This is a genomic window from Ferrimonas balearica, assembly GCF_019802055.1.
Taxonomy (GTDB): Bacteria; Pseudomonadota; Gammaproteobacteria; order Enterobacterales; family Shewanellaceae; genus Ferrimonas; species Ferrimonas balearica_A.
This window is the reverse complement of sequence record NZ_JAHVHW010000006.1, coordinates 413,880-432,639: the sequence shown is the minus strand read 5'-3', so window position 1 is coordinate 432,639 and position 18,760 is coordinate 413,880. Positions and strand designations below refer to the sequence as shown.

Genomic DNA, 18,760 nt, shown 5'->3' with positions numbered 1-18,760 from the left:
CATTGACAGTGGACTGATATCGGCAGGGAAGGGGGGAAACAACGACAGGTTCCTTCCTGAGGTCGATGGATAACTTAGCATACTATTTAACCAGGTCTACCCCGCGGTAAACATTTTGTTAAAACCCTTCGTCATAAAGAGGGGCTTAACCCTTCAACTAACGGAATAACAAGGAGTCTTTCCATGAAACCCATTGCAGTGATTTTGAGTGGATCGGGTGTGTTCGATGGCAGTGAGATCCACGAAGCGGTGCTGACCCTGCTCTCCTTGTCCCGGGCCGGAGTGGCATACCAGTGCTTTGCACCGGATCGGGATCAGCGTCATGTGGTGAACCATCTGACCGGCGAGGTCGTGGAGGGGGAGCGTCGCAACATTCTGGTGGAGGCCGCCCGTATCGCTCGAGGCGAGATCAAGCCGCTGGCTGAACTCAATACCGACGAGTTCGCTGCCGTGATCCTGCCTGGTGGCTTTGGGGCCGCAAAGAATCTGTGTGATTTTGCTGTCGCAGGGGCTGATTGTCAGATTGAGCCGGATCTGTTGGAGGCGTGTCGCGCCTTTGTCGCGGCCGGAAAGCCGGCAGGGTTTCTTTGCATCGCGCCCATCATGCTGCCGCTGATCTATGGCGAGGGGGTGAAAGGCACCATTGGAATGGACGCTGGAACGGCTCAGGCGTTCAACCAGTTGGGTGGCGCGCATCAGGAGTGTCCGGTGGAGGGCATTGTGGTCGACACCGAGCATAACGTGGTATCGACACCGGCTTACATGCTGGCGGGCAACATCGTGGAAGCGGCCGAAGGGATCGACAAGCTGGTGCGCGAAGTCGTATCGATGTGCCAAAAATAGCGAAAAAAAACAGGCCAGTGTGAGCGCTGGCCTGTCAATGTGTGAGCAATGTGCGTTGCGGGTGAGTGTGAGCGGCTCACCAGATTGGAACGCAAGTAAACGATAATCAATATCATTTACTTTGGCAAGAGTGTTGGCTCACTTTTTCAGATCTTTGTGCAGATGGATGCGGTGGTCAGCCACCGTGTCCCCTTTCGGCTCAAAGTGCTCAATCTGGTAGCCGTGGCGAAGCAGCATCGCCACCATGGTGGCGTAGCGGTTACGGCTTTTGACCTTCAGGCTGTGGTAGCCCTGCTCTGAGGCCCATTGCTCCTGAGCCTTCAGCATCTGGCTGGCCAACCCCAAGGCACGGAAGTCGGGATGGATCCCCCCCATCCAGGAGTAGAACACGCCGCTCTCCAACTGGTAGCCCACTTTGAAGCCAGCAGCCTCGCCCTCCACTTCGGCAATCTGGATCAGATGCACGGTGTCACGCAGGCGGCTCTGGTACTCGTCTTTACCATAGGGGTTGTCGAATTCCGGGATCTGCTGACTCAGGGCCACCACCTCTTCAATGGTGCCTGGACGGATGGTCTGTTGAATCATGGGTTAAGTCCGAGTTCGAGGGCCAGCTGATCGAGGTAGCCCTGCATCCAGGCCCAGCGTCGCTGGCCTTCGGCACGGCCCGCATCGGTGCGCAGCTGATCCGGAAGGTGCTGCAGCTTGATGAACAGGTGGTCCAGGTTGTACTGATTGTCGTCCCAATCGCGCGACTGACCCAGGGGATCCGCGTCGTGATAAAGCGCGCGATTCCACTGGCCACCCAGCATCAGGCAGCGGGACAGCCCGATGGCACCGAGTGCATCAAGGCGGTCCGCATCCTGAACAATCTGGGCTTCCAGCGTGGTGGGCTCAATTCCGGCAGACCAACTGTGGGAAACAATCGCGTGGTGGATCGCTTCCATATGCTCTGCGGGATAACCGGCTTCGCCAAGCAGGATAACGGCCTTATCGGCACTCAGTAGTGAGGCCTGATTGCGGCGCGGGTCGCGCTTATCGACCAGCACCACATCGTGCAGCCAGGCGGCCGGCAGAATCACATCCAGGTTGGCGTTGGCCTCCTGGCCAAGTCGGGTGGCGGTGGCCACCACCCGCTCGATATGGGTCAGGTCATGGGCGCCATCACTGCCCGCGGCGGCGGCCCATTCGCGGCAGCGCTGCTGCCAGTGTGTGTCGAAACTTGAAGCGTTATTCATCAGGCCAGAGGGTGTTGTTGAGGGTTCTGGCGGAGAATCCTATCGGTCAACAGCTTCAAAAGCACCCCGTAAGCCGGCAAAAACAGCATGAGGCTGATCGCAAGCTTAAAGACGTAGTCCACGGTGGCGATCTCCACCCAGTGTTCGGCCATGAACGGGTCGGCACTGGCGTAGAACGCCACCGAGAAAAACACGGCCGTATCCACGAAATTGCCGATCACCGTGGAGGCGGCGGGCGCGACGAACCAGGCGGCCTGCTGGCGCAGTTTGGCAAACACCTTGATGTCCATCAGCTGACCAAACAGATAGGCCGCGAAGCTGGCCAGGGCGATGCGAGCGACAAAGGTGTTGAACTCGGTCAGGCCCGAGAGGCCGACGAACTCGCCGTTATGCCAGATCACCGAGACCAGGTAGGAGATGATCAGGGCCGGGAACATGGCACCAAAGATGATGCGACGAGCGGCTGGCGCCCCAAAGATCCGGACGGTCAGATCCGTCGCCAGATACACGAAGGGGAAGGAGAACGCGCCCCAGGTGGTGTGGTACCCGAACAGCTGGAACGGCAACTGCACCAGGAAGTTGCTGGAAGCGATGATCAGAATGTGAAAGCTGACCAGAACGGCCAGAGCGCGCTTCATCTGCGCACCGGTAAGGGAAAGCATCAATGTCACCTTTTTGGTTAACGGGGTGAGGGAACCCGGACTTCATGATTACTGGCATGGGCCAGCGAGGGGCGAAATTATAGGCAGGGCCGCCGCCAATGCAAGGCTTTATTGATCGATGTGGCAGCACATTGCTCAACCGGTGGCATAATGTCGAACAAACCCGTGGAAACTGAGACAAACCGATGAGTCACGATTGCTGTAGTCAACCCGGACTGATGTTGCCCGCCGACGCTCTGGCCCGTATGCGCCAGCAGGTGGCCCCACTGGATGCTGAAGAGTGGGTGTCGCTGGAACAATGCCCTGGCCGGGTGCTGGCCCGGGATATCTCTGCGGCCATCGACCTGCCCCCCTTCGACAACTCCGCGATGGACGGTTATGCCGTTCGGGCGAACGAAGTGGCACCCGGTGCGGAACTCACCGTCGCAGGCAAGGCCTTTGCGGGTGCGCCCTTTGAGGGCGAGTGCGGACCGGGCCAGTGTGTGCGGATCATGACTGGCGCCGCTCTGCCGGAGGGGCTGGACAGCATCGTGATGCAGGAAGTGGTGCAGGTGGAGGGTGATAAGGTTCGCTTCACCGAGACGGTTCGCCAGGGGCACTTTGTTCGTGGCCGCGGCAGTGAGTTGAGCGCCGGGACCGTGGTACTGAAAGCGGGCACTCGGATCTCTGCCGGCGAAGTGGGCGTTCTGGCCACCGTCGGGGTTGCTGATGTTCCGGTGCGTCCCAAGTTGACTGTGGCTCTGTTCTCCACCGGTGATGAACTTAAGGCTCCGGGTACTCAGCTTGCCCCGGGTGAGATCTATGACTCCAACCGCCATGCGTTGCGTACCATGCTGTCCGCCATGGGCTGTGAAGTGCGTGACCTGGGCGTTATCCCCGATGATCTGGAGTTGGTGCGGGACGCATTTCGCCGTGCTGACGCCGAGGCAGACGTGGTGATCACCTCCGGTGGCGTGTCTGTGGGAGAGGCGGACTTTATCAAGGTGGTGCTGGATGAGATGGGGCAGATCAGCTTCTGGAAGCTCGCCATCAAGCCCGGTAAGCCGTTTGCCTTTGGGCGCCTGCCCAACGCCTGGTTCTGCGGTCTGCCGGGCAACCCGGTTTCCTCCATGGTGACCTGCTACCAACTGGTGCAGCCGCTGCTGTCCCACCTTGCCGGTGAGCCTGCCCAACCTGCGCTGACCCTGGAAGCCCGTTTGCAGGACAATCTGCGTAAAGCGCCAGGGCGTCAGGAGTATCAGCGCGGCATTCTGAGCCGTGATGAGGATGGCAGCCTGGTGGTGACCTCCACCGGCGCTCAGGGCTCCGATATGACCACCTCCATGAGCCGCGCCAACTGCTTCATCATCTTGCCCCATGACCAGGGCGATACCGAGGCAGGCAGCTTGGTCACCGTGGAGCCCTTTAACGCGGTGCTGGGAGGCCTGTAATGGACGACATCCTGTCTGATCAGGAACTGCTGCGTTACAACCGGCAGATCGTAATCCGTGCCTTCGATATCGATGGTCAGGAAGCGCTGAAGCAGTCCAAAGTGCTGGTATTAGGGGCTGGCGGACTGGGCTGTGCCGCCGCCCAGTATCTGGTGACCGCAGGCGTTGGCGAGATCACTCTGGTGGACTTCGACCACGTCGAGCTCTCCAACCTTCAGCGTCAAGTGTTGCACCGCGACAGCCGCATTGGCATCAACAAGGCCCGCTCTGCTGCAGAGGAGCTCTCCGGCCTGAATCCGCACGTCACTCTTCATGTGGTGGATCGTCTGCTGGATGAGCCTGAATTGGCGCAGGCGGTGGCGGCTCACGACATCGTGCTGGATTGCACTGATAACCTGATGACCCGGGAGCAGCTCAACCGATTCTGCTTCCAGGCCAAGGTGCCCCTGGTGTCAGCGGCAGCCATCCGTATGGAAGGTTTGGTAACCGTGTTCGATTACGCGGAGGACAAACCCTGCTACCAGTGTTTTGCCAGCCTGTTCGGGGACCAGCAACTCTCCTGCGTTGAGAGTGGCATTCTGGCGCCTGTCGTGGGGATGGTGGGCTGTCTTCAGGCCACCGAAGCGGTGAAACAGATTGCCGGAATGGGACGCACCCTGTCCGGTCGTATTTTGATGATCGACGCCATGACCATGGAGTTCCGCGAGATGGGACTGCCCAAACGACCCGGTTGCCCTGTGTGCGGTTAACCCCGTTTTGGAACCTCAACGCCAGCCCTCGGGCTGGCGTTTTTGTTGGTTACCGGGTGACCACGTACAGCGCGTGAAGGACACCGGGTATCCAGAAGAAAAGGCAGAGCAGGATATTGATCACCAGGTCCTGGCCTATGCCGCGATGCAGGAATACCGCGACCGGGGGCAACAGAATGGCCAGAATCACCAAGATCAGCTTATTGAAATCCATGGCGAAGGCTCCAGATGGCAGAGCCTCCAGTATAGCCTCTCAGTTTTGTGGCCAGTCAGGATCATTGCTCTGCCACTGTGACAGAAGGGGGGCCAGTTCCTCCCCCCAGACCTCCCCCTGACGAGGAGAGAGCCAGAACTGCTGCCACTCTCCCTGCCAGTCAAATCCCAGGCTCCAGGCGTGCAGATAGGTGCGATCCGCCTCGTCACCGCCATAGAGCGCATCACCCAGAATTGGGGCTCCAAGGCTCTTCAGAGCGACCCGTATCTGATGGGTTCGGCCTGACCGTGGACGCAGCAGAAACGCTCTCACACCGGGTCTGAGGCTGTGGCTGATAAACTGAGTGATGGCGAAGTTCTCCCTCTCCTGGGTTAACTTCCAGGCGCCTCGCCGGGCTTTGGCCATGCCCCCTTTGATGGTCCCCTGCTTCTTTTTCGGTTTCTGTGTCGACAGGGCCAGGTAGCGCTTTTCCACCTGATGAGCGGTGAACTGTTCGGTCAGGGTGGCCGCGGCTGCCGGGTGCCGGGCTAATACCACCAGGCCGGAGGTAGGGGTATCCAACCGGTGTACCGGGTACAGGGACTCGCCAAGCTGGGCTTCCAATTTGGCGACCAGGCCCGCATTGCCATCCTGGCTGTGGAAGTGCACGCCTGCAGGTTTGTAAACCACCAGGAAGTCGGGGTGGGTATGTTCGATGGTGGGGATCAGGCTGGACATGGCGGCTCATGTTGGAGGTGGAGCCGCCATTATAACCGTGCTCAACCCTGGGTGGGCAGATCCATGGTGACGCGCAAGCCGGGGTGATTGGACTCAATGTGAAGGGTGCCGCCGTGGGCGTGGCAGATCGCCTTTACCATAGCCAGCCCCAGACCCAGGCCCGGTTGCTGCCGACTGGCGTCGCCCCGGTAGAGGCGCTGATCCAGCTTTTCCCGTTCAGTGGCACTGACCCCCGGGCCGTTGTCGGCGACGGTGATCCCCTGCGGCCCGGCACTCAGGGTGATGGTGGCGCCCTGACCCGCATATTTGATGGCGTTATCCACCAGGTTGAACAGGGCCTGGAACAGCAGGTTCTTGTCTCCCTCCAGCGAGCCATGCAGCGGGGACTCCACGACCAGCTGCTGGTCATACAGCTCTGCAGAGGGCTGCATCATCTCCACCACATCGTCGACCAGAGTGGGCAGGTCGATGGACGCACGCTCTATCTGACGTTGCCCCTTCTCCAGTCGGGTCAGGGCCAGCATCGCCTCGAAGGTGGCGAGAATCGTATCCAACTGCTCCAGCTCCTGGCCGATAGTGGGGTCGCTCTCCAGACGCTGTTCCAGTCCCAGGCGCAGACGGGTCAGTGGGGTACGCAGGTCATGGGCGATGTTGTCGCTGATCCCCTGCACGGTATCCAGGCTGGCGGTCAGGTTGTTGAGCACGCGGTTGAAGTGGCGGGCAAGCTGATCAAACTCGTCGCCGTTGGGGCGGGATGGCAAGCGGGCGTCCAGTTGGCCCTGCTCAACCCGCTCGGCCAGTTGATTGAACTGGCGCAGTCGACGGAGCTGGCGGCGGGCAAACAGGTAACCCAGGGCCAGGGTCAGCAGCAGGGTGACCCCGGCTGCAACAGCCGCCGTCTGAACAAACTGCTCAATCAGACGGCTCAGTTGTTGGGTGGAGACTGCCACCATTACCGGGCCATGCCGGGTGTCGGCGATGCCGGACGTGAACAGCAGGATCTGCTTTTGGCGGGGGTCCAGCACCGGGATCACCGCAGTGCGGGGCAGGCGCGGCACATTGGGGGGCAGCAGACTGAAGGGACCTTTCACCTCCTCCGGGCCCTGCCAGGCAAAGAGTACTGAGCTCTCCTTCAGCTTGATCTCCATCTGGTCGGCAAATTGCTGGGGATTCAGCTGTTGTGCCAGCTCCACCAACTCCTTGGCCTCGTCATTCAGACGGCGATCGACCTCCCGCTGTTGAGCGCCAAGCAACAGTTGGTAGAGCAGCACCATGGTCACCACCAGCATCGCTGCAGTCAGCGCGGAGAGGCCCAGAGTCAGGTGCCAGACGGAGCTGCGGCTCGGGGAGGTGCGGCCAACCATGTTCAGGAAGCCGGCCCGATGCGGTAACCGGCGCCTCGCACGGTTTCAATGTGCACACGGGCTCCCGCTTCCTGCAACTTCTTGCGCAGGCGGGCGATGTGAACATCGATGACGTTGGTACCGGGATCAAAGTGGTAGTCCCACACCGATTCAAACAGCAGGGTGCGGGTCAGCAGCTGCCCCTGGTGCTCCAGCAGGAAGCGCAGCAGTTGAAACTCCTTGGGTTGCAGCGCCATCGGACGGTCATCCACCCGGGCCTTATGCGCCAGCAGATCCAGATGCAGGTTAGCCAGGCTGAGTTGGCTTGGGCGACTGTCGCTGCTTGGTCGCTCCATCAGGTGTTGGGCGCGGATCAGCAGTTCCGCAAAGGAGAAGGGTTTGACCATGTAGTCGTCACCACCGGCCCGCAGCCCCTTGATCCGCTCATCCACATCACCCAGCGCTGATAAGATGATCACCGGCGTTTTGTTGCCGGTAGCACGCAGTGCCGCCAGCAGGGCAAGCCCTTCCAGTTTGGGAAGCATCCGATCCAGTACGATCAGACGGTAGGGTTCAGTGGTGGCCAACATTAGCCCCTGTTGGCCATCCTCGGCGGTGTCTACCACATAACCTTGCTCAGTAAAGCCCTTGCTCAGGTACTGGCGGTTGGTGGTGTCGTCTTCGATGATCAGAATCTTCATATCAGTCCCATTGCAGGATTGGCAGTGGTTCACCGGTGGCCAGATCGACCGCCAGTTTACGCTTCCCCTTCTCGGTCAGCAGTTCCACTTCCAGATAACTGATCCCGATGTTGTGCTCTAGCTGCGCTTCCAGCAGGAAACCGGAATGCTTGCCGATCGCTTTCTCGACCAGATCAGACACTTTCCAATTTTTCTCCTCCAGCGCTGCCAGGGCTTCCAGGTCGGATTCGTCGTCCACCTCTCCAGACTCCCGTTCTCGCTCCAGCACATTGCCGTAAGCATCCAGAGTCAGTTCCAAGAAGCTGTTTTCATCGCTTTGACCCAGACTGACCTCATAGGTCAGTACCCCTCTCTCCACCTCCAGCTCAAACTCCACGATGCGCCCTTCATTCTGATAGCGCTGCTCGACCTGCTTGAGGATCTGCAGAGGTGTTGGGGCGTCGTTATTCACCAGCTGTTCATAAAGCCGGGAAGAAGCCTGGGCTGGCAAAGTGATGGCCAGAATTAAGGGTAGCCAAGTCAGGTATTTCATTGGGGTGTCGTTATCGTCATTTGGCCCTGTGGCTGAACTCTACCACAGGGCCGAAAGTTTCAAAGGGATCACTCTTCCAGATGGCACTGGCTGATCCGGTGGCCATCAATGCTCAACTGGCACTCCAACTGAACCCATTGATTGTTAAAGGGGATCAGACTGTTGTCCATGCCCTGAAAACCCCACAGCCTGTTGTCTTGCACCAGACCGGTCAGTTCCACGTCGTTATCGCGATTCTCACCATCGATCTCACTGACCTGGAATCGACCATCCTGATGGAATCCCTCCACCTTGACCCAGCGGCCATTCAGGGTGGATTTGCCTAACCACCAATCCTCAAATTTGCTGGTGTTGTCCAGTTGCAGTGCAACGTCATTGACCGTCAGCTTGCCCGCCTGATAGTGGGCGATGCCCTCGACTTCAAAGGGTTGGATCTCGGTAGTAGGCGAAGCGGTTACTGCGGTGGCATGGGCGTGGGAAATGGCCAGGGAAAGGGCGATGGCAAGAGCCGAGGTGGCGCGGGTAAGTGTGCGGGACATCGAGTCTCTCCTTGAGAGTTCGGAAGGGTGGCCCGGGGGGAGACCCCGGGCCGGGGAAGCGTGGAATCAGCGGTCCAACTGGCAGGCACTCAGACCCTTGGTGGCGATGTCGTAATGACACTCCAGGTCAACCCACTGGCCGGCGCAGCTGTCTAGGCTGTTGTCGCTGGCGCTGTAGCCCCACAGAGCAACCGGATTGGCGCTGACTGGGCCTTCCAGCTCAATGGTCATCTCCGGCAGATCGCTCTCCACTTCCATCACCAGGAACTGGTCGCCCTGTTGGTAACCCTCCAGCTGAAGGAACTCGCCATTCAGAGTGGTTTCATTTAGGCCATCTTCGAACTGGGTGTTCGGAGTCAGTACCAGCTCGATACCGTTGATGGTCAGGCTGCCGTTCTCAATGTTGGCGTAGCCTTCCACCTGGAACTGGTTCGGGTGGTTGTGGTCAGTATCACCCTGATCCAGACCTTCGATGTCGATCTCGGTGGCGCGAATGCGGCTGTTGTCTGCTTGCCAGAGGCCATCCACTTCCACCAGTTGGCCAACGGCCAACTGACTGCGGTTCTCACCGTCGTCGAACTGGGTCTGGCTGTCGATGGCGACTTGCCACTGCTGGTTCAGGGTCATCAGGCTCTGGTCGTCGTTGATCCAGGTGATGGTGCCCTCCAGCTCAACGCTGTCGTCTTCGTCAAAACCGGGCGCTTGTTCCAGTTCCACTTCGCGGGCGGTCAGAGACAGCTTGTTCAGTGTGCCCTCAACCTCTACCCAGGCGCCGTTGCTCAGGCGGTCTTCGACATACGCATTGCCATAGTTCACGGTCAGCTGACCCAGGTTGAACAGCTTGGCGTTGGTGTCCAGGTTGGTCATCTGGCCTTCCACTTCTACGAAACCGTCGTCAGTGGTGCCTTCAATGAAGCTGGCCTGGATGGCGTCGGCCTGGTAGTGACCGCTTACGGCAACGTAGTCACCGGTTTTGAACTCACTGGCCTGCTGGCTCATTACGGTCTGACCAGCAACCACCAGGGCGGCGGCAGAGGCTTCGGATACCGGCCCTTTGAGCAGGGTGTCGTAGTCCACTTCAACCGCTTCGAAACCGTTGGTGTCGATGTCCAGTACCATGCCCGGCTTCAGGTCGCTCAGGGCAGCACGCTGATCATCAATTTCCACCTGAACATTCTTGGCGGTGGGGATCTTGGCGCCATTCACGTACAGGTTGGTGCCTTCAACCTTCTCCAGCGCGCCTTGAATGGCGGTGGGCAGAGTGGCGTGAGGCGGCAGCGGGTTGCTGCTGTCGCTGGAGCTGGAACCGCAAGCGGCCAGAGTGGTGGCCATCAGGGCCGGGATGATCAGCTTTTGCATGGGGAATCTCTATATCGTCATTGATGAAACTGACGGTAATGTAATGGGTTACCCCTATCCCCAAGGTGGCGGGAAAATTAACCTTTGTTCATCTTGATGATGGCCAAACCGCAGGGCTTTCGTTGAGCATAAAAAAGGCCCGCGATAGCGGGCCTCTTCTTACCGGGAGTGTGTGTTCAGCGTTTCCACTGTTCAGCGGCTTGCTGGTCGGCGTCCTTGGCGTCCACCCAGACGGTGCCGTCGTTGCTGGTCTCTTTCTTCCAGAATGGGGCGCGGGTCTTGAGGAAGTCGATCAGAAACTCACAGGCATCAAATGCCGCTTTGCGGTGCGCGCTGGATACGCCGATAAAGACGATCTGGTCGCACAGTTGGAGTTCGCCCACCCGGTGGATGATGGTGACCTCGTCTACCGGCCAGCGGCTGCGGGCTTCCGCTTCAATCTGGCCCAGTACCGCTTCGGTCATGCCCGGATAGTGCTCCAGGGTCATGGCGCTGACGCCCCGGCTGTCACCGAAATCACGCACTTTGCCCACAAAGGTCACGACTGCACCGCAGCCCGGATTGTCCGCCAGTTTGGCGTACTCGTCAGCGACGCTGAAGTCCTGAGTCTGTACCGAAATCATCTTAGCCTCCGGTGACCGGCGGGAAGAAGGCCACTTCGTCGCCGCTGGTCAGTGTGGTGTCCCAACCGGACAGCGTCTGGTTAACGGCCACCAGCACATTTTTGTCTTCCAGTGCCAGACGCCACTTGTCGCCGCGCTCCAGCAGTTGCTGGCGCAGCGCATCGGCGGTCAGCCCTTCACTGGCGTCTACCGCCAACTTATCGACCCCAATCACTTCCCGGATTTGAGCGAAAAACAACACGTTGATCATGATGGGGCCCCTTACTGCTGTTCAATCTTGAAGTGACCGGATTTGCCGCCGCGCTTCTCCAGCAGGCGCACGCCTTCGATCACCATATCTTTTTGTACTGCTTTGCACATGTCGTAGATGGTCAGTGCGGCTACCGAGGCGGCGGTCAGCGCTTCCATCTCTACACCGGTCTGACCGGCCAGTTTACAGATGGACTGAATACGAACCCGGTTGTGCTCCGGCTCGGCCACCAGGTCCACTTCCACCTTGGTCAGCATCAGCGGATGGCACAGCGGGATCAGATCAGACGTTTTTTTGGCCGCCATGATGCCAGCGATGCGGGCGGTGGCAAATACGTCACCCTTGTGGTGACGGCCTTCCATGATCATGGCCAGAGTTTCCGGGGCCATCACAATGGTGGCTTCGGCGCGGGCTTCCCGCTCGGTGACCGACTTCTCGGTGACGTCCACCATGTGGGCATCACCTTGGGCATTAATGTGGGTGAATCCGCTCATGCTTCTACTTTTACCGCTTTCAGATGGGTGACGAAGTTGCAGGGACGATGGGTGGCGTCCAGCTGCTCTTTGATGATCTTGGTCCAGCCGGTGCGGCAGGCGCCAGTGGAACCGGGCAGACAGAAGATGGCGGTCTTGTTGGCCATACCGCCAATGGCACGGGATTGTACCGTGCTGGTGCCCAATTCCTGATAGGTGATGTGACGAAACAGCTCGCCAAAGCCTTCGATGGATTTATCAAACAGCGGGGCGACGGCTTCCGGCGTGGAGTCCCGGTCGGTAAAGCCGGTGCCACCGGTGGTGATGATCACCTGAACCTCGTCAGAGGCGATCCACTCCGACAACACGGCGCGGATGGTGTACTTGTCGTCCTTCACGATGCGGCGGTCAGCCAGCTTGTGACCCGCTTCCTGAAGGTTGTCCGCCAGGTACTGACCCGATTTGTCGGTGTCCCAGTCGCGGGTATCGGAAAGCGTCAGAACGGCGATGTTCAGGGGGATAAAGTTGGCTTGAGAAAGGTGTCCCATAAAGGTGTCTCTGTGCTTCGCTTTTATAGTTATCCGCCGATGGAGGCCAGGTGCGGCGTGGCACCGGCGTCCCCCTCGTGGAGGTAGTGGGTTTGGTGTTTTTGCCCCAGAGCCGCATGCAGTCTGGCAATCAAAGCGTCCTGATGCTCATCACTGCCAAGCAGGTCCCTGAGTTCAATGCCGGCCTCGGTGAACAGACAGAGGTGGAGCTTACCGATGGCCGACACCCGCAGCCGGTTGCAGCTGGCGCAGAAATCTTTGGCGTAGGGCATGATCAGGCCGATGCGCCCGGCGTAGTCCGGGTGGCTGTAGTTCAGGGCCGGGCCATCATCGCGACCACGGGGGTCCAACTGCCAACCCTGGAGCTCCAACTGACTCTGGATCACGGTGCCGGGCAGGTGCTGGGCCTTGAAGTAATCGTGATGCAGGCCAGTTTCCATCAACTCGATAAATCGAAGGTCCACCGGGTGGGTCTTGATGAAATCCAGAAATCGGGGGAGTTCGCCGCCGTTCAGTTCCTTCAGCAACACCACATTGATTTTGACCTTGTGGTAGCCCTCGTTGAGCGCCGCGTCGATCCCCTTCATCACCAGATCAAAGCGGCTGTCGCCGGTAATCCGCCGGAACTGCTCCGGGTCGAGGCTGTCGACGGACACATTCACCTGGGACAACCCCGCCTGATGCCACGCACGGGCATGTTCCGCCAGTCGATAGCCATTGGTGGTGGTGGCGATGGTTTCCACGCCTGGGGTATTGGCGGCAATGTGGATCACCTCTTCGAAATCTTTACGAAGGGTGGGTTCGCCGCCGGTAATCCGCACTTTTCGCATTCCGACTGTCGAGAAGGCATGCAAAACCCGCCGGATCTCATCCAGCGTCATAAAACGGGGTTTGCCGTCAGGGTGGTAGCCGTTAGGCAGACAGTACTGGCACTTGAAATTGCAGGCGTCGGTGATCGACAGGCGCAGATAAGGGAAGCTGCGGCCAAATCGGTCCTGGAGCTCTTGCATGTGTCACCTTTCCTAAAATAGAGGAAGGCAGATTAACTTTCTCAATCTACCCCGGTGGCCTTTCGCCACGGCCCGCCTACCATATCCCTTGCTGGACTTAGGTGCTGACGGGCTCGGTTCACAACTGCTAGCAGTGTAAAGTATAGCCAGCGGCTCAGACAATCAGATGGGATCACATTTTCACGGGCCGCTGTGAGTGGATCCTGCCTAAATTGCCACCCGAAACGCCCCCTCTCTCACTGTTCCTGCTGTGCCCTCTGTGAACTTGGTCACTTTTTCAGTAAGCTGACGATAACGTAAACGTAAGCTCCAGCAAGTGTCGGACGAGGAAAAGTGATGGAACGCGAGTCGATGGAATTTGACGTCCTGGTGGTGGGAGCCGGTCCGGCTGGCCTCTCTGCCGCCATCCGCCTGAAACAGCTGAACGCGGATCTCAATGTCTGTGTGGTTGAGAAAGGCTCCGAAGTGGGTGCCCATATCCTCTCAGGGGCCGTATTTGAAACCCGCGCCCTGGATGAACTTTTGCCCCAGTGGCAAGAACAGGGTGCCCCCCTCACCACTCCGGTCACCGATGACGAGATCTGGATGCTGGACGCCAAAGGGGGACGTCAGTTCCCGAACTGGCTGACCCCTAAAACCATGCACAACCAGGGCAACTACATCATCAGTCTCGGTAACCTGTGTCGCTGGCTGGCGGAGCAGGCCGAGGGGCTGGGTGTGGAGATCTACCCCGGGTTTGCTGCCTCAGAGCTGATCGAGGAAGCGGGTGTGGTAGCTGGTGTGATCACCGGTGACATGGGCGTGGCTCAGGATGGCAGTGAAAAAGACGGCTATATGCCAGGCATGGCACTGCGGGCGCGTTACACCCTGTTTGCTGAGGGCTGCCGGGGACACCTGGGTAAGCAACTGATTGCCCGTTACCAGCTGGATGAGGGGCGCAGCCCCCAGCATTACGGCCTGGGCTTCAAGGAGATCTGGCAACTGCCGGAGGGCGCTACCCAGCCGGGCAAAGTGGTGCACACCGCTGGCTGGCCGTTGGCTGAAAACGGCGCTTCCGGGGGCAGCTACCTCTACCACGCTGAAAACAATCAGATCCTGGTGGGTCTGATTGTCGACCTGAACTACAACAACCCCAACCTCAATCCGTTTGAGGAGTTCCAGCGCTTCAAGACCCATCCGGTGATCGCCAAGCACCTGGAGGGGGGGGAGCGGATCGCCTACGGCGCCCGAGCCATCACCAAGGGGGGCTTCAACTCGCTGCCTAAGATGAGCTTCCCGGGTGGCCTGTTGGTTGGCTGTGATGCTGGCACCCTGAACTTCGCCAAGATTAAGGGCAACCACACTGCCATGAAGTCCGGCATGCTGGCGGCTGAAGTGGTGGCAGAAGCGCTGAAGGAAGAGGGTAATGCAGGGCAGGACCTGACCACGTTCGAGGCGCACTTTAAGTCATCCTGGCTCTACGAGGAGCTGTATCGCTCCCGCAACTTCGGACCCGCACTGCACAAGTTTGGCAGCATGGTTGGCGGCGCCTTCAATACCCTGGATCAGAACCTGTTTGGTGGCCGTATTCCGCTGACACTGAAGGATGAATTGATCGACCACGCCCAGATGAGAACGGCGTCGGAGTGCCCGGTGATCGATTATCCCAAGCCGGACGGTAAGCTCAGCTTTGATCGCCTCTCTTCGGTGTTCCTCTCCAACACCTACCACGATGAGGATCAGCCCTGTCACCTGCGTCTGACAAACCAGACCATTCCGATTGAGGTTAACCTGGCCCAGTTTGACGAGCCGGCACAGCGCTATTGCCCTGCCGGGGTGTATGAGGTTGTGCAGGAAGGGGCGGAGAGCCGGTTCCAGATCAACGCCGCCAACTGCCTCCACTGTAAAACCTGTGATATCAAGGATCCGAGTCAGAACATCACCTGGGTCACCCCGGAAGGGGGCGGTGGGCCGAATTACCCCAATATGTAACCCACGAAGAAGCGCGCCGGATGGCGCGCTTTTTTATTGGCCGGGATCAGGCGGCGTTGATGGTGTTCCGGCCCGAAAGCTTGGCCTCGTACATCGCCTTGTCGGCCTGGTGAAGCAGTGCCGAGCCGGAGAGTCCGGGATGCCACTGGGCGATCCCCTGACTGAGGGTCACCCGCGTAGCGATGCCTGACTCCGGGTGATCCAGATTGGCATCCTTCAGGCGGGACTGGATCTCCTCCGCCAGTCGTTGAGCCCCCCGTTTATCGGTATTGGGCAGCAGCAGGACAAACTCTTCACCGCCAAGGCGGGCCAGTGTGTCGGACTGGCGGCGGCTACTCCGTCGCATGATCTGCGCCACGATGCGCAGGCATTCGTCGCCCGCCTGATGGCCGAAGTGATCGTTGTAGCGTTTGAAATAGTCCACATCGAGCAGGATCAGGCTCAGGGCGTTCTTGCTACGCTTGGCCTCATTGACCGACTGCTCCAGGCGCAGGTCGAAGTAGCGACGGTTGGCCAGCCCGGTCAGGGCATCCTGGTTGGACAGAGTTCGGAACTTTTCCAGCAGGCGTTTGTTCTGGCGCAACTGGGCTTGACTCATCCGCATCCAGAGATTGATCTGGCGTCGGGCGGCGAGCCCCAGATAGAGGGCAATGGCCAGCACCGCCAACTCCTGCCACCAGAGCACACCACTGGGCCACAGCAACACCAGAGTGGGGGGAATGATGCACAGCAGCAGAGCCCGGTCTGCACTGTGCAATCCGAGAACTGACGCGAAAACAAACATGATGTAGGCGGAAAATATCGGCATGGCCGGTTCACCGTCAGCGCCAGACAATCGAATCGCCACGACGGTGGAGAGAGCGAGGCCTAGCAGTAGCCCCTGAACGTCAATGGGGAGGGCGAGCCGGAAGCGCTTGCGTTGATGGGACCAGCGGTTCAATCCCCAAAGCGTAAGCGCCAGCAGAGCGCTCGCCAGATAGGGCAATTGATTAAGCAGCGGCTTCGACCACTCATACAGAACGATGTTGGCCAGCGGCGTTAGGGTGGCAAAAATCAGCAGCCATTGCAGTCCCTTGTATTGCACAGGCCTGGGGTCCAGTTCCATCCGACTCCGTGGATTAGCGCTCAATATTCAGACAGGTAAACTGGTTATCGACCATAACAGGGCTGTGCGTCAAGTTGAGGCCAGATACTGCTTCAGCGTTTCCGGTGGGATGGAGCGCTCGGCGGAGACCGCAAACGCCGCCCAACGTGCTGCCTCCGCCATCGCCTGGCTGAGGTCACTCTGGCTGAGCAGGCCATGAATAAGACCCGCTGCATAGCAGTCACCCGCTCCGGTGCTGTCCACCAGCGTGGCGGGCACCGCGCTTTGGTGCAAGTCGGTCGAAGCCAGATAGGCCCGGGCGCCGTGAGCCCCCTCTGTGACGATAAAGGCGCGCAGTTGCTCCCCGGCGATGCTCTTGGCCCACTCGAAGCTGGGGGCAATGCCGTGTTGGGCCAGATCGTCGTCGGAGGTGATCAGGTAATGGCAGGGGCGGGCAGCCAGGTCTTTGGGAAGTTGCGCCACCACCAGCGCGTGCTCGAGAGCTTCGCTCATCAGTCGCGGCAAGTGTTCGGCGGAGAGATTCACATAGAGGGCATCCACCGGGGACCAGTCGATGCGTTGAGGCAGCAACAGGCGTGGTCGATTGGGGCGCAGAATGGTGCGTTCACCATTGGGCTCCATCAACAGTTGCAGTGATTGGGTCGGGCCCACCAGTCGGTGTACCTGCTGACAGCCCAGGCCCAGCTTCGCAGCCTCAGCCAGCAACCAGTCCCCCAGTTTGTCATCCCCCACCTGGCTGAGCAGTTCCACCTGGTGCCCGGCCCAGACCAGACCCAGTCCGGTATTGGTGGCGCCGCCGCCAATACGATGACCCAGATCTTCGTAGTGAATCCGGGCTCCGGAGCTTAAGGGGCGGCTCAGGCGCAGGATGTGATCGCAGTTGAGATTGGCGATGATCAGGATCTGGCTCATGGCGTTATTCGCTGTCACAGAAGTGCACCGGATTATCGCCATGCAAACCGCAATTGTCATCTCCCGGTCAAAAAAAGGGCGCCCCTGGGGCGCCCTGATGACGAACCTGGATTACATATCCTTGGCGCCCAGAGGGCGACGCAGCTCGGCCCGCACATTGTCCATGCCGGCGTAGAAGTTCTTCATCATCAACAGGCCCATCATCAGGCCGTTGGGGGTGGCTTGCAGCTTATCCGGATCCTGGGGGTCCTGCTTCAGAGAGCCGGTAGCGTGCATAAACGCCATCTCCTTGGCCAGGCCCAGGTAGGGGCTGACGCCAAACTGCTCTTTGAAGTAGCTCTTGGAGAGACGACCACCAAACAGATTGAGCAGGAAGCGGTACTGCATCACGGCGTGGCGGGTGTAATGCTTGGAGGACTCCACGCCCATCTTACCGGCGGCGATACGCTCCTGATAGCGACGCAGGGAGAAGCTGTTCACGTACAGGGTGTCGTGCAGGAAGCTGAAGCTGCCGGAGCCCAGACCCAGGTAGTCGTCGTAGTTGACCACGTACTCGTCGAACCCTTCCTCGTTGCTCTTGCCGAAGGACCAGGCGGTCAGCTGGTCGTAGTGACCCTTCAGGGTGTTGAGGATCAGCTCATAGTCCTTACGGATGTCCTGGTTGGCTGCCGCCAGATTGCCCTTTGCGCTCTTGCGGGTCTGGTGGGTCACCATCAGCGGATAGGTGGTGATCTGGCGCGGACCCAGGCGAGTCAGCATATCCATGTCTTTCTGCAGCACTTCGGCAGTTTGACCCTGGAAACCAAAGATCATGTCCACGTTCAGGATCGGGAAGTTGTCTTTGGCGCGCAGCAGCTTCTCGTACACCACTTCGGGCTCACCAAACTTCTCCAGACGATCGGTGCGGGCCAGGATATCCCGGTCAAAGCTCTGAACACCGACGGAGAGGCGGTCCACCAGGCCATGAAGCTGAGTGAACTCGGCGGAGGTCAGGTGCAGCGGGTCGGACTCACAGGAGACCTGTTTGATACCGGGGAACAGGTTGCGGGCGTGCTCAATGGTGCGGGCCAGCTCATCCACCAGAACCGTGGTGGTGCCGCCGCCGATGTAGAGCTCTTCAAAGTCGTAACCCAGCGCCTTGGCCATCTCCATCTCTTTGCGCAGGCTGACAAAGTAGGCGCGGGCTTTCTCTTCCTTGAACAGGAAGCGATGGAAGGTGCAGAAGGAGCACAGCGTGTGGCAGAAGGGCACATGCATGTAGAGCATGTACTTGCGACCGGGCATAGGGGCCGGAAACGCATCGCACGCCTGGGTATCAAGGCACAGATGGCGTTTGGTGTAGAACTGCATCATGTGCTCAAGACCATCCAGCATCCAGCGGGGGGTGGTGATCTTGTTGCTTTCGCGGATGGCGGCGTTATTCAGGGCGCGTTCGGCTAAGGACATTGAGTCTCCCATGGGTGACGGCGCGGCGGGGTTTCCTCGCCGGTGACGGTTGCGCTTGAGTCACGTTCTTTGTTAGGTGGCGATCAGCATATTGATTA

Annotated in this window: 22 protein-coding genes and 1 riboswitch; of the genes, 4 read left to right on the top strand and 18 right to left on the bottom strand. The window is 59.3% G+C overall.

Annotated features, from left to right (window positions below; all coding sequences use genetic code 11):
- Positions 1-183 precede the first annotated feature (183 nt).
- Positions 184-843 (top strand): isoprenoid biosynthesis glyoxalase ElbB, encoded by a 660-nt coding sequence (gene elbB, locus KUV52_RS07345; RefSeq protein WP_222525289.1) that lies wholly within the window; start codon positions 184-186, stop codon positions 841-843.
- 138 nt (positions 844-981) lie between these two features.
- Here the strand turns inward: elbB and KUV52_RS07340 are convergent, their stop codons facing one another.
- Genes KUV52_RS07340 through KUV52_RS07330 form a run of 3 tightly spaced genes read right to left on the bottom strand, consistent with a single transcriptional unit; the run spans position 982 to position 2,740 of the window.
- Positions 982-1,428 (bottom strand): GNAT family N-acetyltransferase, encoded by a 447-nt coding sequence (locus tag KUV52_RS07340; RefSeq protein WP_222525288.1) that lies wholly within the window; start codon positions 1,426-1,428, stop codon positions 982-984.
- Positions 1,425-2,078: an HD domain-containing protein gene (locus KUV52_RS07335; protein WP_222525287.1), complete on the bottom strand. Its 654-nt coding sequence runs from the start codon at positions 2,076-2,078 to the stop codon at positions 1,425-1,427. Before KUV52_RS07335 ends, KUV52_RS07340 begins: the two co-directional genes overlap by 4 nt.
- Complete coding sequence (locus tag KUV52_RS07330) at positions 2,078-2,740, bottom strand: 7-cyano-7-deazaguanine/7-aminomethyl-7-deazaguanine transporter (protein WP_222525286.1); 663 nt, start codon at positions 2,738-2,740, stop codon at positions 2,078-2,080. The genes KUV52_RS07335 and KUV52_RS07330 overlap by 1 nt, the downstream gene beginning before the upstream one ends.
- A gap of 185 nt (positions 2,741-2,925) precedes the next feature.
- Between KUV52_RS07330 and moeA the strand changes: the two genes are divergently transcribed.
- Positions 2,926-4,170: a molybdopterin molybdotransferase MoeA gene (moeA, locus tag KUV52_RS07325; RefSeq protein ID WP_222525285.1), complete on the top strand. Its 1,245-nt coding sequence runs from the start codon at positions 2,926-2,928 to the stop codon at positions 4,168-4,170.
- The gene (gene moeB, locus KUV52_RS07320; protein WP_222525284.1) at positions 4,170-4,919 is read left to right on the top strand and encodes a molybdopterin-synthase adenylyltransferase MoeB; all 750 of its coding nucleotides are present in this window, start codon (positions 4,170-4,172) and stop codon (positions 4,917-4,919) included. Before moeA ends, moeB begins: the two co-directional genes overlap by 1 nt.
- Positions 4,920-4,968: 49 nt before the next feature.
- Here moeB and KUV52_RS07315 read toward each other — a convergent pair whose 3' ends face one another.
- The 12 genes from KUV52_RS07315 to moaA all read right to left on the bottom strand — a co-directional run bounded on the left by KUV52_RS07315 (position 4,969) and on the right by moaA (position 13,228).
- Complete coding sequence (locus KUV52_RS07315) at positions 4,969-5,133, bottom strand: YqaE/Pmp3 family membrane protein (protein ID WP_222525283.1); 165 nt, start codon at positions 5,131-5,133, stop codon at positions 4,969-4,971.
- Between the two features lie 39 nt (positions 5,134-5,172).
- Complete coding sequence (locus tag KUV52_RS07310; RefSeq protein WP_222525282.1) at positions 5,173-5,850, bottom strand: TIGR01621 family pseudouridine synthase; 678 nt, start codon at positions 5,848-5,850, stop codon at positions 5,173-5,175.
- Positions 5,851-5,891: 41 nt separating this feature from the next.
- On the bottom strand, positions 5,892-7,214 hold the full coding sequence (locus tag KUV52_RS07305) for a sensor histidine kinase (protein ID WP_222525281.1): 1,323 nt from the start codon (positions 7,212-7,214) through the stop codon (positions 5,892-5,894).
- Between the two features lie 2 nt (positions 7,215-7,216).
- The gene (locus KUV52_RS07300; RefSeq protein WP_222525280.1) at positions 7,217-7,894 is read right to left on the bottom strand and encodes a response regulator transcription factor; all 678 of its coding nucleotides are present in this window, start codon (positions 7,892-7,894) and stop codon (positions 7,217-7,219) included.
- 1 nt (position 7,895) lies between these two features.
- On the bottom strand, positions 7,896-8,426 hold the full coding sequence (locus tag KUV52_RS07295) for a PepSY domain-containing protein (protein ID WP_222525279.1): 531 nt from the start codon (positions 8,424-8,426) through the stop codon (positions 7,896-7,898).
- A gap of 68 nt (positions 8,427-8,494) precedes the next feature.
- Positions 8,495-8,965 (bottom strand): hypothetical protein, encoded by a 471-nt coding sequence (locus KUV52_RS07290; protein WP_222525278.1) that lies wholly within the window; start codon positions 8,963-8,965, stop codon positions 8,495-8,497.
- Between the two features lie 66 nt (positions 8,966-9,031).
- Positions 9,032-10,324, bottom strand: a complete 1,293-nt coding sequence (locus KUV52_RS07285; RefSeq protein WP_222525277.1) for a DUF5666 domain-containing protein — start codon at positions 10,322-10,324, stop codon at positions 9,032-9,034.
- Between the two features lie 176 nt (positions 10,325-10,500).
- Complete coding sequence (moaE, locus tag KUV52_RS07280) at positions 10,501-10,947, bottom strand: molybdopterin synthase catalytic subunit MoaE (RefSeq protein ID WP_222525276.1); 447 nt, start codon at positions 10,945-10,947, stop codon at positions 10,501-10,503.
- A gap of 1 nt (position 10,948) precedes the next feature.
- Positions 10,949-11,197 (bottom strand): molybdopterin synthase sulfur carrier subunit, encoded by a 249-nt coding sequence (moaD, locus tag KUV52_RS07275; protein ID WP_222525275.1) that lies wholly within the window; start codon positions 11,195-11,197, stop codon positions 10,949-10,951.
- A gap of 11 nt (positions 11,198-11,208) precedes the next feature.
- Positions 11,209-11,691, bottom strand: a complete 483-nt coding sequence (moaC, locus tag KUV52_RS07270; RefSeq protein ID WP_222525274.1) for a cyclic pyranopterin monophosphate synthase MoaC — start codon at positions 11,689-11,691, stop codon at positions 11,209-11,211.
- A complete protein-coding gene (moaB, locus tag KUV52_RS07265) occupies positions 11,688-12,218 on the bottom strand; it encodes a molybdenum cofactor biosynthesis protein B (protein ID WP_222525273.1) in 531 nt (176 codons plus the stop codon). Before moaB ends, moaC begins: the two co-directional genes overlap by 4 nt.
- Before the next feature lie 29 nt (positions 12,219-12,247).
- On the bottom strand, positions 12,248-13,228 hold the full coding sequence (gene moaA / locus KUV52_RS07260) for a GTP 3',8-cyclase MoaA (protein ID WP_222525272.1): 981 nt from the start codon (positions 13,226-13,228) through the stop codon (positions 12,248-12,250).
- Positions 13,216-13,361: riboswitch (molybdenum cofactor riboswitch) on the bottom strand. Its footprint overlaps the gene before it by 13 nt.
- 203 nt (positions 13,362-13,564) lie before the next feature.
- Here moaA and KUV52_RS07255 point away from each other — a divergent pair.
- Positions 13,565-15,199: an electron transfer flavoprotein-ubiquinone oxidoreductase gene (locus KUV52_RS07255; RefSeq protein ID WP_222525271.1), complete on the top strand. Its 1,635-nt coding sequence runs from the start codon at positions 13,565-13,567 to the stop codon at positions 15,197-15,199.
- 46 nt (positions 15,200-15,245) lie between these two features.
- Here KUV52_RS07255 and KUV52_RS07250 read toward each other — a convergent pair whose 3' ends face one another.
- The 3 genes from KUV52_RS07250 to KUV52_RS07240 all read right to left on the bottom strand — a co-directional run bounded on the left by KUV52_RS07250 (position 15,246) and on the right by KUV52_RS07240 (position 18,662).
- Entirely contained in the window at positions 15,246-16,304 is a 1,059-nt protein-coding gene (locus KUV52_RS07250) for a GGDEF domain-containing protein (RefSeq protein WP_222525270.1), read from the bottom strand.
- A gap of 69 nt (positions 16,305-16,373) precedes the next feature.
- On the bottom strand, positions 16,374-17,216 hold the full coding sequence (locus KUV52_RS07245) for a PfkB family carbohydrate kinase (RefSeq protein ID WP_222525269.1): 843 nt from the start codon (positions 17,214-17,216) through the stop codon (positions 16,374-16,376).
- Positions 17,217-17,327: 111 nt separating this feature from the next.
- Positions 17,328-18,662: a coproporphyrinogen III oxidase family protein gene (locus KUV52_RS07240; RefSeq protein WP_222525268.1), complete on the bottom strand. Its 1,335-nt coding sequence runs from the start codon at positions 18,660-18,662 to the stop codon at positions 17,328-17,330.
- Positions 18,663-18,760: the final 98 nt, after the last annotated feature.